The following is a 13,675-nucleotide window of genomic DNA, read 5'->3' on the forward strand; positions in this document are numbered from 1 at the left end:
TCGCGCCCCTACTCTCCGGAGCCCGCAATGCCGAACAAAGGACTGCTTCTGGCCTTGGTACTGACCCTGCTCAGTGCCTGTGATTCTTCCCAACCGCCTGCCACGGTGACCAGTGCCCAGCCTGCTGCGCAACAGCAACAGGCAGCCAAGCCTGCGGTCGACCGCGATGCTTTGGCCAAACGCTATGCCGGCCGCGAGCTGGAAGTCGTGGATGTATCCGAAGTGCAGCTCGATGGTGCCAGTGCACTGTCTGTGACCTTCTCCATTCCGCTGGATCCCGACCAGCGTTTCGCCGAGCGCCTGCACCTGGTCGACAGCAAGGACGGCAAGGTCGATGGCGCCTGGGAGCTGACCGACAACCTCAGTGAACTGCGCCTGCGTCATCTGGAACCGCAGCGCAAGCTGGTGCTGACCATCGATGCCGGCTTGAAGTCGATCAATGGCGGCAAGCTGGCTGCCGAGCATGTCACCCGTTTCGAAACCCGCGATCTCCTGGCCAGTGTTGGCTTCGCCAGCCGCGGCTCGCTGCTGCCGACTCGCCTGGCCGAAGGCCTGCCGGTGATCGCGCTGAACGTCGACAAGGTCAATGTCGAGTTCTTCCGCATCAAGCCCGAGGCGCTGCCAGGTTTCCTGTCCCGCTGGGGGCGTGCCAGCAACCTCGATACCTGGGAATCTCGCGAGCTGCTGCCGATGGCCGATCTGGTCTATGGCGGTCGCTTCGATCTCAACCCGGCGCGCAACACCCGTGAAACCCTGCTGCTGCCCATCGCTGGTCTGGAGCCATTCAAGCAGCCGGGCGTGTATCTGGCCGTGATGCGTGAGGCCGGCAGCTACGGTTATTCGCAGCCGGCGACGCTGTTTTCCCTGAGCGATATCGGTCTGTCCGCACACCGCTACCGTGATCGCCTCGACGTCTTCACCCAGGCCTTGGAAGGCGGCAAGGCGCAGTCCGGCGTGCAGCTGGAATTGCTCGACGGCGACGGCGCGTTGCTGGCCGAAGGCAAGACCGATTCTGATGGCCATGCGCAACTGCCGCTGCCGGAAAAGGCCCAGGTGCTGCTGGCCAAACAGGATGAACAGACCAGCTTGCTGCGCTTGAACGCGCCGGGGCTGGATCTGGCCGAATTCGATATCACCGGGCCGAAGGCGCATGCGCTGCAGTTCTTCGTGTTCGGTCCGCGTGACCTGTATCGCCCTGGCGAGACCGTGTTGCTCAACGGCCTGCTGCGCGATGCCGATGGCAAGCCGGTCAAGGCTCAGCCAGTCAGCGTTGAAGTGCGTCGTCCGGACGAGCAGGTCAGCCGCAAGTTCGTCTGGAACGCCGATGACGACGGTCTCTATCAGTACCAGCTGCAACTGGCCGAAGAAGCGCCGACGGGGCGCTGGCAATTGCTGCTCGACCTCGGCGATGGCAGCCCGCAAGTTTATGAATTCCTCGTCGAGGACTTCCTGCCCGAGCGCCTGGCGCTGGAGATCAAGGGCCAGGATCAGCCTTACGCCCCTAGCGACAACCCACAGTTCAGCATCAACGGACGCTACCTCTATGGTGCGCCGGCCGCTGGCAACCGTCTGTCCGGGCAGCTCTACGTGCGTCCGCTACGCGAAGCGGTGGCGAGCCTGCCGGGGTATCAGTTCGGTGATATCACCGAAGCCGATCTGAGCCAGGATCAGGAACTCGACGAGCAGAACCTCGACGATCAGGGCCGCGCCGTGCTCAGCCCGGAAAACCGCTGGAGCGACGCCCGCTCGCCGCTTCGCCTGATCCTCCAGGCCAGCCTGCAGGAGTCCGGTGGTCGGCCGATCACCCGCCGTATCGTTCAGCCAGTCTGGCCGGCCGAGCGCCTGCCAGGTGTACGAGGTCTGTTCGAGGGCGAGGAGGTCGATGCCGACAGCCTGGCCGAATTCGAAATCCTAGTGGCCGACGCCGCCGGCAACAAACTGGCTGCCGATAACCTCAACGTGCGTCTGGTGCGCGAGCGCCGCGACTACTTCTGGACCTTCTCCGACGGTGAAGGCTGGCGCCACAACTACAACGAGAAATTCCTCACCCTCAGTGACGAGCCGCTGAAGGTCGCTGCCGGCGGCACTGCCAAGGTCAGTTTCCCGGTGGAGTGGGGCCCGTATCGGGTCGAGGTGGTCGACGGCCAGACTGGCCTGGTCAGCAGCTTGCGTTTCTGGGCCGGCTATCGCTGGCAGGACAACGCCGATGGCGGCGCCGTGCGTCCCGATCAGGTCAAGCTGGCATTGGACAAGCCCGCCTATGCGGCGGGTGATGTAGCCAAGATCACCGTCACCCCGCCGGCTGCCGGCAACGGCTACCTGCTGGTCGAATCCAGCGACGGCCCTCTGTGGTGGCAGGAAATCAGCGTGCCGGCCGAAGGCAAGACCTTCGAGCTGCCCATCGACGAGAAATGGGCGCGTCACGACCTCTATCTCAGTGCCCTGGTGATTCGTCCTGGCGAGCGCAAGGCGCAGGTCACGCCCAAGCGTGCTGTCGGCCTGCTGCATCTGCCACTGGAGCGCGCGCCGCGCAAACTGCAAGTGAGCCTGGACGCGCCGGAGAAGATGCGGCCGAAGCAGCCGCTGAAGGTCAAGGTCAGTGCGCGCAATGCCGATGGCAGCATCCCCGAGCAGGTGCGCGTGCTGGTCGCTGCGGTCGACGTGGGCATTCTCAACATCACCAGCTATGCCACGCCCGATCCGTTCGCCAACTTCTTCGGGCGCAAGGGCTATGGCGCGGATCAACTGGACATCTATGGCCAGCTGATCGAGGCACAGGGGCGTGTCGCCAGCCTGGCCTTCGGTGGTGACGCCGGCCTGGCGGCCGGTGGCAAGCGTCCGGATACCAGCGTGCTGATCGTCGCATTGCAAAGTGATGCGCTGAAGCTCGACGACAAGGGTGAGGGCGAAGTCAGCCTGGATATCCCCGATTTCAATGGCGAGTTGCGCCTGATGGCGCAGGCCTGGAGCGACGAGCGCTTCGGTGTGGCCGAGGCCAAGACCGTAGTGGCAGCTCCGCTGATCGCCGAACTGTCGATGCCGCGCTTCCTCGCCGGCGGCGACGAAACCACTCTGGCACTGGATCTGACCAACCTGTCCGGCAGCGAGCAGAAGCTGGACGTGCAACTGGGCTTCGAGGGTCAGTTGCGCCTGCTCGGCAAGGGCGACTCACCGATCAACCTCAAGGATGGTGAGCGCACCACCCTGCGCATTCCGGTACGGGCCGAGGGCGGTCTGGGTCAGGGACGTATCCATGTCGAGGTGCAGGGCCTGGCCTTGCCGAACGAAGAAATCGGCGATTTCAGTCGCGAATGGACGCTGGGTGTACGCCCGGCCTATCCGGCGCAACTGCAGCACTTCCGTGCGGTACTCAACGATGGTGAGCCGTGGAGCATGCCGCCAGGCACCCTGAATCAGTTCGAACCCGCTGGTTTGGAGGCCGTGCTGGCGCTGTCCAGCCGTCCACCGCTCAACCTCGGCGAGCAGATTCGCGCACTCAAGGCTTATCCCTACGGTTGCCTGGAACAGACCACCAGTGGTCTGTATCCATCGCTCTACGCCGATGCTGCCAGCCTCAAACGCCTCGGCCTGGAAGGCGAGCCGGACGAGCAGCGGCGGCGCAGCATCGAGTTGGGTGTCGAGCGTTTGCTCGGCATGCAGCGCCACAACGGTGGTTTCGGCCTGTGGAGCGCTGAGAGCGAAGAGGAATACTGGCTGACCGCCTATGTCACTGACTTCCTCCTGCGCGCTCGCGAACAGGGCTTCGGCGTGCCGGCCGAGGCGCTGAAGAAAGCCAACGACCGCCTGCTGCGCTACCTGCAGCAGAGCAGCCTGATCGAGGCCAACTACAGCCAGGACTACGCCCATACCCGCTTCGCCGTGCAGGCCTATGCCGGCTACGTTCTGGCACGCAGCCAGCAGGCGCCGCTGGGCGCGCTGCGCAGCCTGTTCGACCGCCGTGCCGATGCCCGTTCCGGTCTGCCGCTGGTGCAACTAGCGGCTGCGCTGAAACTCATGGGCGATGCGCCGCGTGCCGAGCAGGCGCTGAACCAAGGGCTGATTCTGCCGCGTAACGACGAGCGCTGGATGGCTGATTACGGTAGTTCTTTGCGTGATCAGGCGCTGATCCTGGCGCTGCTGGAAGAGCACGACCTGGCAGCCGGGCAGCGTGAGCAGCGTCTGTTCAACCTGGCCGACGAACTGGCTGGCCAGCGCTGGTTGTCGACGCAGGAGCGCAACGCGCTGTTCCTCGCCGGGCGTGGCATTCTGAGCAAGCCCGAGCAGGCGTGGAGCGCCAAACTGGCCAGTGGAGCCTTCCAGTTCGAACTGAGCAACCAGCAACCGGGTATCAAGCTGGAGCGCGCCGAGCTGGCCGAGCCGCTGAGTGTGGGCAATGCCGGCAGCGCCACCCTGTATCAGCAACTGACCCTATCCGGTTATCCGAGCCAGGCACCGCGTGCCGGGGGCGAAAACCTCAGCATCGAGCGCGAATACCTAGGCATGGATGGCCGTCCGCTCGACCTGCAGCGCCTGGACAGTGGCGAGCTGGTGCTGGTGCACCTGGCCATACGCGCCAAGCAGCGTGTGCCGGATGCGCTGGTGGTGGACTTGCTGCCGGCCGGTCTGGAGCTGGAGAACCAGAACCTGGCACAGAGCGCGGCGAGCCTCGACGACGCGGGCAGCAACGTCAAGGAATGGCGCCGTGCCATGCAGAACGCGCGGATCAAGCATCAGGAATACCGTGGCGACCGCTACGTGGCAGCTGTGGATGTGGAGGGCTACGAGACCACCCATCTGCTGTACCTGGCCCGTGCGGTAACGCCTGGTAGCTACCGCGTACCGCCACCTCATGTGGAGTCGATGTATCGGCCGAACTGGCAGGCGCTGGGTGAGACGCCGTCGTCGTTGGTGGTGAGGGAGCGGTAAAGCTTGCCCCGGATTGCATCCGGGCTACACAGTCCCGTAGCCCGGATGCAATCCGGGGGCTTTGTTCCACGAGCACGGAGGCTCGGTCATGGTCGCCTATCGAAGAGCTCAAGTGGCCGGTGGTTGTTACTTCCTGACGCTTACGTTGCAAGACAGGTGCAGCGATCTACTGATCAGCCACGGAACGCTGTTGCGCCAGTGCTTGCGAACAGTGCAAGCGCAAAGGCCGTTTCGTCTGCCTGCTCTGGTCGTACTTCCGGATCATCTGCACCTGCTGATGGTACTGCCGCCTGATGACGTCGATTTTTCTGCGCGTGTTCGCCAGTTCAAAATTGCATTCGTGACCGCGTTACGCCAACAGGCCGGAATCAGGATTCAGACCAATGCCAGGGGCGAAGCAAATATCTGGCAGCGACGTTTCTGGGAGCATCTGATTCGTGACGAGCAGGATTACCGCAACCATGTGGATTACATCCATATCAATCCAGTCAAACACGGGCTTGTCGCTCGCGTTCGGGATTGGCCGTTCTCCAGCTTTCATCACTACGTCCGCCAGGGCTTGCTACCCATCCACTGGGCTGGCGATGTGGAGATCGCCTGTGCAGGGGAGTGAGCAAAGCCCCGGATTGCATCCGGGCTACAAAAGCCGCCTCGCCTGGATGTACGTGCGTTGATCATGCTATCCAAACGCCTGCGCCGCTGGCTCCTCATCCTTCTAACCCCGCTAGCCCTGCTCTGGCTCGCCGACCAACTTTTCCCGCTGCCGCTGCCCGAGGACGATCTGGCCCGGGTGGTGTTGGCCGAGGATGGCACGCCGTTGTGGCGGTTCGCCGACCGCGATGGTGTTTGGCGTTATCCGGTGACGACGGACGAAGTTTCGCCCTATTACCTCGAGGCGTTGCTGACCTATGAGGATCGTTGGTTCCGCCAGCATCCGGGGGTGAATCCGCTGGCACTGGGGCGCGCCGCCTGGCAGAACCTTACGGGCGGGCGCGTGGTTTCCGGTGGCAGCACGCTGTCGATGCAGGTAGCGCGCCTGCTCGATCCGCATGGCCGCGACCTGCCGGGCAAGCTCAAGCAGCTGTGGCGTACCGCGCAACTGGAGTGGCACCTGTCCAAGGACGAAATCCTCGCTCTCTATCTCAATCGCGCGCCCTTCGGCGGCACCCTGCAAGGCGTGGCCGCCGCCAGCTGGAGCTACCTGGGCAAGCCGCCTAGCCAGCTCACCCGTGCTGAAGCCGCGCTGCTTGCCGTGTTGCCACAGGCCCCTAGTCGACTGCGGCCGGATCGCCACCCGCAGCGTGCACAGATGGCGCGTGACAAGGTGCTACGGCGTCTGGCCGAGTTTCAGGTGTGGCCGCAGGAGCAGGTGGATGAAGCGCTGGAGGAGCCGGTATTCCTCGCCCCACGCCGCGAGCCGAGCCTGGCGCCGCTGCTGGCGCGGCGGTTGAATCGCGCCGGCAGTCCACCGCTGATCCGCACCACGCTCGATGCCAGTCTGCAGTTGCGCCTGGAAGACCTGCTGATGGGCTGGCGTGCACGCTTGCCCGAGCGGACGTCTGCCGCGATCCTGGTGGTCGAACACGAGAGCATGGCGGTGCGCGCATACCTGGGGTCGGTGGATATCAGCGATACCGCACGCTTCGGTCACGTCGACATGGTGCGTGCCCTGCGCTCGCCGGGCTCGACGCTCAAGCCGTTCCTCTATGGCATGGCGCTGGATGCCGGGCTGATCCATTCCGAGTCGCTGCTGCAGGACGTGCCACGCCATTACGGCGATTATCGTCCTGGTAACTTCTCTGCCGGATTCATCGGCCCGGTGTCGGCCAGCGAAGCGCTGGCCACTTCGCTCAACCTGCCGGCCGTGCAATTGCTCGAAGCCTACGGGCCGAAGCGTTTTGCCGGTGAGTTGCGCAGCGCGGGTCTGCCGATCCGCCTGCCGGCGTTGGCCGAGCCCAATCTGGCGATGATTCTGGGGGGCGGCGGCACCCGGCTGGAGTCGTTGGTCGGCGGTTATAGTGCCTTCGCCCGCGGTGGGCTGGCGGCACGACCGCGATTGCAGCCGACCGATGAGCTGCGCGAACGGCGCCTGCTGTCGCCGGGATCGGCGTGGATCATCCGGCGCATCCTCAGTGGTCAGGCGCGGCCGGATCGTGACTCGCGTGCGCAGTTGACGCAGCGGCCGAGCCTGGCCTGGAAAACCGGCACCAGCTATGGCTTTCGCGATGCCTGGGCCATCGGTGTCGGCCCGCGTCACCTGATCGGTATCTGGATCGGCCGGCCGGACGGTACGCCGGTGCCCGGCCAATTCGGTCTGGCTTCTGCGGCGCCTCTGCTGTTGCAGGTGCATGACTTGCTGGTAGGGCGCGACAGCCAGCGCGGTGTGGCCGCACCTGAAGACCCACAGCCTGCGGAAGTGGGCGTGGCGGCGATCTGCTGGCCGCTGGGGCAGCAGATGGAGCGCACTGACCCCAATTGCCGTCGCCAGCGTTTCGCCTGGACGCTGGAGGGCACTACACCGCCGACCTTGCTGGCTGTGGATCAACCGTTGGGCAGTGGCTTGCGCGAGCGTTATTGGGTCAATGCCGCAGGCTTGCGGGTGGCGCCCAACTGCGCAGGCGCCGAAGCCCGAGAGTTGGCGTTGTGGCCGGCCCCTTTGGAACCCTGGTTGCCAAGGCGTGAACGGCGTAGCGCACGCTTGCCTGCCGCCGACGCGCAATGCCCGCCGATGATGCAGGCGCAGACGGCGCCGTTGTCCATTGTCGGAGTGCGCCAGGGCGATCGCCTGCGTCGGCCTCAGGGCAATGCCGAACCGCTGCGTCTGAGTCTGTCGACGTTGGGCGGCAGCGGCCAGCGCTGGTGGTTCCTCGATGGCCGGCCGATTGGTGATAGTGATGTGGATGCGCCGTTCAGCTACGCTTTCGACAGCGGCCGCCACCAGTTGAGCGTGCTCGATGAAGGGGGGCAAACCGCCCGTCTGGAATTCAGCGTCCTGCAATGAGCCACTCCCGGCGCGGCGCCTGCGGTGGCCGCCGCTCTGCTCTGCGGGTTGCTAGAGGCCTGTGACACTCCTGCTTGGTGTGGATAAAGCTTGGCCGTGAACCGCCGATATGAAATCTGGCGGTAATCAATTGCAATTTGTGTACATTATTGTATCCAATTGCCTGGCCGAACTCCATACCACCACCAGGAGAAGCCTCTATGCGCCTCTGGCAACGCAGTATTCAGTGGCAGTTGATCCTCAGCATGGGCGCGGCCCTGCTTGCCAGCATTCTGATCGTCGTTGGCATCTACTCTGCGGTAGTCGACCGCCTGACCGAGCGCTACCTGATCGAAGAGGCATTACCGGCGCGCGTGCTGGCTATCCGCAACGATCTGGAGCGGGTGCTGACCGCGCCGATCACCGCCAATGCCTCGATTGCCGAGAACAGCCTGGTGCAGGACTGGCTCGCCGCAGGCGAAGACGCCGCACGACGCGATGAATTCGCCCGCTACCTCGAAGGTGTGCGCGCTCAGCAGAACGCCATGACCACTTCCATCGTCGCCCTTGCCAGCGGCCACTACACCACCGGCGAGGGGCTGATGCGCACCCTCGATCGCAGTCAGGCGGAGAACCAGTGGTTCTATCGCCTGGTCGACAGCAGCCGCGACCGTGTGCTGGAAATCGATATCGACAAGACCACCCGCCTGCCTACGCTGTTCATCAACCAGCGCATCAAGCAGGGCGGCAAGACCCTCGGCGTGGCTGGCCTTGGCTACAACCTGGCGGACATGTCGAAGATGATCAGCGAGTTCCGCTTCGGTGAGCGCGGCCAGGTGTTTCTGGTCGACGCTCAGGGCAACGTCAAGGTACACCCGCGTTCCGAACTCAGTGGCAGCGGCCAGCTCTCCGACTTGTTCGGTGCCGATGCCAGCCGCCAGGTGCTGGCTGGCGATAGCCGCGCGGTGCGCTTCGAGCGCGATGGCGAGACCTTCCTCGCCGTGGCACAGAAGTTCGCCAGCATCGACTGGCTGCTGGTCAGTGAAGTACCGGAGGCAGAGGTCTACGCCGAAGCGCGTCAGGCGCTGCTGATGACCAGCCTGATCGGCGTCGCCGTGGCGTTGTTGTTCCTCGGTCTGGTCGTGTTGCTGGCACGGGGCCTGGTGCGGCCTATCCGTCAGGTGACTCAGGCGTTGGTGGAAATCGGTGGTGGCGGTGGCGACCTGACGCGGCGCCTGGATGAGTCGCGCGCCGATGAGCTGGGCGACCTGGCGCGTGGCTTCAACCGCTTTCTCGGCGGCCAGCGTGAGCTGATCGGCGAGGTGCTGGCGACCAGCGAGCGCCTGCGCACGGCGGTCGGCCAGGTGGCGCGGGTGGTGGAGAACACCGCCGGGCGCGCCAGCCAGCAGCGGGAAATGACCGACATGGTGGCCACGGCCGTGCACGAAATGGGCCTGACGGTTCAGGAAATCGCACGTAATGCCAGCACCGCCGCGCAGTCCTCGCACGCGGCGCGTGATGAAGCGCAGACCGCACGCCAGGTGGTCGGCCAGTCCATTGCCCATATCGAACGGATGTCCGCCGATATCGGCAGTGCTGCCGGAGCGGTGAGCGAGTTGGCCGCGCAGGTGGCCTCCATCGACCAGGTGCTGGCGGTGATTCGCGGTATCTCCGAGCAGACCAACCTGCTCGCACTCAATGCGGCCATCGAGGCGGCACGTGCCGGTGAGATGGGCCGAGGCTTCGCCGTGGTGGCCGATGAGGTGCGTACGCTGGCCAGTCGCACCCAGGCGTCCACCGACGAAATTCAGCAGATGATCCTGCGTCTCAAGCAGGGCGCGGAAACTGCGGTCAGCTCCATGCACGCCGGTCAGTCGGCGACCAGCACGGGCGTCGAGTCCAGCCAGCGCACGGGGCAGTCGCTTGGGGCGATCACCGAGCAGGTCGAGCGCATCAGCGACATGAACACCCAGGTGGCTGCTGCGACCGAAGAGCAGAGTTCGGTGACCGAGGAGATCAACCGCAATGTACAGGGTATCGCCGACCTGGCTCACGCCACGGCTGGCGAGGTGCGCGCCTGTCGTGAGGATTGCCAGACCCTCAGCCGCCTGGCCGATGACCTGGCGGGGCAGATGGGCAAGTTCAGACTTTGACCGGATCGGCCGCGACCAGGCGGTTGCGGCCTTCGCGCTTGGCGCGATACAACGCGCTGTCGACGCGCTTGAAGAAAGCGTCGGCGTCGCTGTCGTGACGGCTGTCGAAGCTGCCGATACCCAGGCTGGTGGTCAGTTCCAGGCGTTGACCGGCCAGTAACAGGCCTCCTTCCTCCAGCTCCTGACGAAAGCGCTCCGCCAGATCCCAGGCTTGGGCCTGTGTGGTGCCAGGCAGTAGCACACCGAACTCCTCGCCACCCAGGCGCAGCAAGGCATCGCCCTCCCGGCGAAATATCCGCCGCATCAGTTCGGCGAAGGCGCTCAGGCAGGCATCGCCGCCAGCATGGCCGTGTTCGTCATTGATCTTCTTGAAAAAATCGATATCCAGCAGTACCAGGGACAACGATTCGCCCTGGCGCTGCGCATTGGCCACCAGACTGGGAAACAGGTTGTTGAACTGATAGCGGTTGCCCAACTGGGTCAGGCTGTCGGTACGGCTGAGCAGATCGAGTTGCTGCTGCTGCTCCAGCAGCTTCAGCTCCAGCGCCAGCGTGGTGTGGTATTCGCGGTGGTTGCGGCCGAGCACCAGCACCAGATAGCCCAGATAGAAGGTCAGGGTGACCAGCATGGCATGTCGACTCTCCCAGCTCATGGCCATCACTGCCAGCCCCGGCAGATAGAGCAGTGCCAGCGCCAGCAGCGCACGCTGGCGGCGCATGGCGAAGTTGAAGGTCATCGCCGTACCGAAAGCCACGGTGGCCAGGGTGGTGATCAGCTCCGAATCGTTGTATTCGTCGCGGTACAGCGCCAGGGCATGGGCTTGGCCCCAGCACAGTGCCGTCAGCAGGATCAGACCCCAGTGACGGTTAAGCCAGCGCTGCAATTGCTGAGGTGTGTCGAGTCCGTCGGGACGGTGTAACAGACGCGCGGCGAGCAGTGCTGCGAACAGGATCGTACCGAACAGGCCGCTACCGAGGCTTTGACTCGGCGAGGCACTGAAGCCCCAGGCAAGCAGCCAGGCGAGCAAGTAGAAAAAGCCGCCCAGGCGTGTGCGGATACGGGTGTCGTCCACCTCGCGCCACAGGGCGAAGGTAGTGGGCTGGCGCGGTACTTCGGCGTCGGTCATGTCGTGTGGCCTGCCATCGCTGACGGCCATCTCCGGGCCGTCGTTGGCGACGTCAAGACCTTCTCCCGGGAACTTTTGTGATCACAAAGGTTGCAGGAGTGAGCATAACGCCTTTGCTGTTGCTTGAGCTATCGCTTTGCCAGCATTTACCAGCCGTTGGTCAGCCGCGACGGATCAGCCAGATACCTGCGACGATCAACGCCAGCCCGGCCACCTTGCCGACGGTGACGGGAGATTCGCGAAAGCCGGCCCAGCCGAAGTGATCGAGGGTAATGGCCATGGCCAGTTGTCCGGTGATCACCAGCACCATGAACAGCAGCGCACCGACTCGCGGTCCGGCGAAGGCGGCGGTGGCGATGAAGAAGGCGCCGAGCAGACCGCCGCTCCAGTGCCACCAAGTCAGTTCCTTGAGCGCGCCGAGGCCGGGCATCTCGCGTTGGCTCAGGGTCATCAGCAGCAGCGCCAGGCTGCCCACTGCGAACGAGATCAGCGCGGCGGCGAAGACGCTGGACAGGTGACGGGCGAGTTGGCCGTTGATACCGGCCTGCAGAGGCAGTACCGCGCCGGCCAGAAAGGGCAGGGCCAGCAGCCAGCCGCTGACTTGATTCATGGGGGGACTCCGGAGATGGAAAATCGTGGGAGGAGGGTAGCAGCCTCGCGATTGTCCTCTTTGCGGAGGGAGAGGGCAAAACGCAGGGCATCCTTGCCCCGCCAGATTCTATGGTTCGGCCTCCGTGCGAACCGCCCTCCTGCAAGTCGCGCTGCCAGAGCTGAACCTAAAACTCCGTGGCGCTTACAGGCGGGGGTCTACTGTCCGAAATCCTGACGGATCGCGGCGATACGCTGTCCGGCCAGATTCAGCCAGGACAGGTCGCTGCCCATCAGCAGCATGTCGCAGCCCATTTCGAACAGGCGTTTGGCGGTTTCACCGTCAGCCGGGAAGCACGGCACCATCACCTGGATGTTGCGGGCGTGACATTTCGCGATCAGCAGCGCCAGGCGCTCATGCACCTCGGGGTTGCCCAGGCGGTAGTCCACCGGTAGTTGGCGTGACAGTGAGTAGTCGGCCGGGCCGAAGTGCACGGCGTCGATGCCCTCGACATCGAGAATTGCATCGATGTTGTCGAAGAACTCGTAGCTCTCGGCCATCGGCACGATCACCGTGCGCTCGTTCTCCGCCAGGGTATAGCGACCCCAGTCGAAGTTCGGCCCGGCGTAGTTCGCCGAACGTACCGAGCTGTCGCCGCCACGGCGGCCCATGGGCGGAAACTTGCTGCTGCGGATGATGCTGCGCATCTGCTCGGCGTTGTGCACCTGCGGGATGATCACGCCGCTGGCACCCATTTCCAGGGCCTTGCGGATGTCCCAGTCGAGGGTGCCGCGCACCCGTACCAGGCTGTGGATATTCGCGCATTTGGCCGCCAGGATCAGTTTCTCCATGTCGCGGTCGACGCCGAGCGAGGTGTGCTCTGCATCGATGAAGACGAAGTCCAGGCCCCAGTTGCCGGCCACTTCGATGGGCATCGAAGCGGTGCTGTAGATGTTCATGCCGAAGGTGCTGCCGCGTGCCATCAGCTGTTTCAGAGTGCTGCTCATCGCGGTCACCTCAGATGCGGTAGGTATCGGGCAGACGATCCTTGAACGGGTGGATCTCGAACACACCGGGCTCGCGGATCAGCGACTTGTTGCGGGCCTTCTCCAGGTCGATCTCGGCGCTGTACACGCCGTCTTCCAGGCCGGCGCGCACCAGGGTCTTGCCGGAGGGTTCGATGATGTGGCTCATGCCGATGAACTGCATGCCGTCGTCCAGATCGTTGCGATTAGGTGCGACGAAATAAACGATGTTCTCGGCCGCGCGTACGGTGCTGAACAGATCCGGCAGCATGCGCGCCTGCTCTGGCCAGGCGGCTGGCAGCACGACGATGTCGGCACCTTCCAGGGCCAGGGTGCGTACCACTTCCGGGAAGCGGATTTCGTAGCAGATGGCCAGGCCGATACGGCCGATGTCGGTGTCGAACACCGGTGGCGTCCAGTCGTCCGGGGTGTCGGTGAAGCGGTCGCCGATCATGAACGGCAGGTGGCGCTTGCGGTGCAGGCCGACGATACCCTGCGGGCCAATCAGTGCGGCGGTGTTGAACACGGTTTCCGGGTTGCGTTCATAGAAGCCGACAACGATGTAAGCACCGGTCTGCGCGCTCACCGCCAGCAGTGGTGCCAGGGCGTCGAGTTCGATGGCGCCCTGTTCCAGATCTTCGCGGCTATTGAACGAGCCGCCGGTCAGCAGGCATTCGGGGAAGGCGATCAGACGCGAACCTTCGGAGGCGGCCTGGCGCGATACCTCGGCGACCTTGGCGATGGTTTCAAGAGGGTTGCCCGCTACGGGATGGATCTGCGCAACCGAAATCTTCATGGTGTTCCTCATTCACTGGCGTCGTGCGCCCGACGGGGCGCACCGTTATACGTTCAGCCAGGCGCTCGTAATGAGCCCCG

Annotated in this window: 8 protein-coding genes; 4 read left to right on the top strand and 4 right to left on the bottom strand. The window is 64.4% G+C overall.

Going from position 1 to position 13,675, the window contains the following annotated elements; all coding sequences use genetic code 11:
* Nucleotides 1-27 precede the first annotated feature (27 nt).
* The 4 genes from C7A17_RS14915 to C7A17_RS14930 all read left to right on the top strand — a co-directional run bounded on the left by C7A17_RS14915 (nucleotide 28) and on the right by C7A17_RS14930 (nucleotide 10,059).
* Complete coding sequence (locus tag C7A17_RS14915) at nucleotides 28-4,926, top strand: alpha-2-macroglobulin (RefSeq protein WP_106738747.1); 4,899 nt, start codon at nucleotides 28-30, stop codon at nucleotides 4,924-4,926.
* 88 nt (nucleotides 4,927-5,014) lie between these two features.
* Nucleotides 5,015-5,539: an REP-associated tyrosine transposase gene (locus C7A17_RS14920; protein WP_106738748.1), complete on the top strand. Its 525-nt coding sequence runs from the start codon at nucleotides 5,015-5,017 to the stop codon at nucleotides 5,537-5,539.
* 63 nt (nucleotides 5,540-5,602) lie between these two features.
* Complete coding sequence (gene pbpC, locus C7A17_RS14925; RefSeq protein WP_106742943.1) at nucleotides 5,603-7,927, top strand: peptidoglycan glycosyltransferase PbpC; 2,325 nt, start codon at nucleotides 5,603-5,605, stop codon at nucleotides 7,925-7,927.
* A gap of 200 nt (nucleotides 7,928-8,127) precedes the next feature.
* Nucleotides 8,128-10,059: a methyl-accepting chemotaxis protein gene (locus C7A17_RS14930; RefSeq protein WP_106738749.1), complete on the top strand. Its 1,932-nt coding sequence runs from the start codon at nucleotides 8,128-8,130 to the stop codon at nucleotides 10,057-10,059.
* On the opposite strand, the gene C7A17_RS14935 is transcribed toward C7A17_RS14930, so the two are convergent.
* The 4 genes from C7A17_RS14935 to C7A17_RS14950 form a co-directional block, all read right to left on the bottom strand.
* Complete coding sequence (locus C7A17_RS14935) at nucleotides 10,049-11,185, bottom strand: GGDEF domain-containing protein (RefSeq protein ID WP_106742947.1); 1,137 nt, start codon at nucleotides 11,183-11,185, stop codon at nucleotides 10,049-10,051. The two genes, C7A17_RS14930 and C7A17_RS14935, sit on opposite strands and share 11 nt — an antisense overlap.
* Before the next feature lie 160 nt (nucleotides 11,186-11,345).
* Complete coding sequence (locus C7A17_RS14940; RefSeq protein ID WP_106738750.1) at nucleotides 11,346-11,795, bottom strand: DMT family transporter; 450 nt, start codon at nucleotides 11,793-11,795, stop codon at nucleotides 11,346-11,348.
* A 197-nt stretch (nucleotides 11,796-11,992) separates the two neighbouring features.
* Nucleotides 11,993-12,781, bottom strand: a complete 789-nt coding sequence (locus tag C7A17_RS14945; RefSeq protein WP_106738751.1) for an HpcH/HpaI aldolase family protein — start codon at nucleotides 12,779-12,781, stop codon at nucleotides 11,993-11,995.
* A 10-nt stretch (nucleotides 12,782-12,791) separates the two neighbouring features.
* Nucleotides 12,792-13,595 (bottom strand): carbon-nitrogen hydrolase family protein, encoded by an 804-nt coding sequence (locus C7A17_RS14950; RefSeq protein ID WP_106738752.1) that lies wholly within the window; start codon nucleotides 13,593-13,595, stop codon nucleotides 12,792-12,794.
* Nucleotides 13,596-13,675: the final 80 nt, after the last annotated feature.

It is taken from the genome of Pseudomonas mendocina, from assembly GCF_003008615.1.
In the GTDB taxonomy this organism is placed as follows: domain Bacteria; phylum Pseudomonadota; class Gammaproteobacteria; order Pseudomonadales; family Pseudomonadaceae; genus Aquipseudomonas; species Aquipseudomonas mendocina_C.

Bases quoted from the DNA above. Each gene is read 5' to 3' on its own strand.
- C7A17_RS14935 (WP_106742947.1), bottom strand. From the start codon at position 11,185: ATGACCGACGCCGAAGTACCGCGCCAGCCCACTACCTTCGCCCTGTGG.
- C7A17_RS14920 (WP_106738748.1), top strand. From the start codon at position 5,015: ATGGTCGCCTATCGAAGAGCTCAAGTGGCCGGTGGTTGTTACTTCCTG.
- C7A17_RS14915 (WP_106738747.1), top strand. From the start codon at position 28: ATGCCGAACAAAGGACTGCTTCTGGCCTTGGTACTGACCCTGCTCAGT.
- C7A17_RS14945 (WP_106738751.1), bottom strand. From the start codon at position 12,781: ATGAGCAGCACTCTGAAACAGCTGATGGCACGCGGCAGCACCTTCGGC.
- C7A17_RS14950 (WP_106738752.1), bottom strand. From the start codon at position 13,595: ATGAAGATTTCGGTTGCGCAGATCCATCCCGTAGCGGGCAACCCTCTT.
- pbpC (WP_106742943.1), top strand. From the start codon at position 5,603: ATGCTATCCAAACGCCTGCGCCGCTGGCTCCTCATCCTTCTAACCCCG.
- C7A17_RS14940 (WP_106738750.1), bottom strand. From the start codon at position 11,795: ATGAATCAAGTCAGCGGCTGGCTGCTGGCCCTGCCCTTTCTGGCCGGC.
- C7A17_RS14930 (WP_106738749.1), top strand. From the start codon at position 8,128: ATGCGCCTCTGGCAACGCAGTATTCAGTGGCAGTTGATCCTCAGCATG.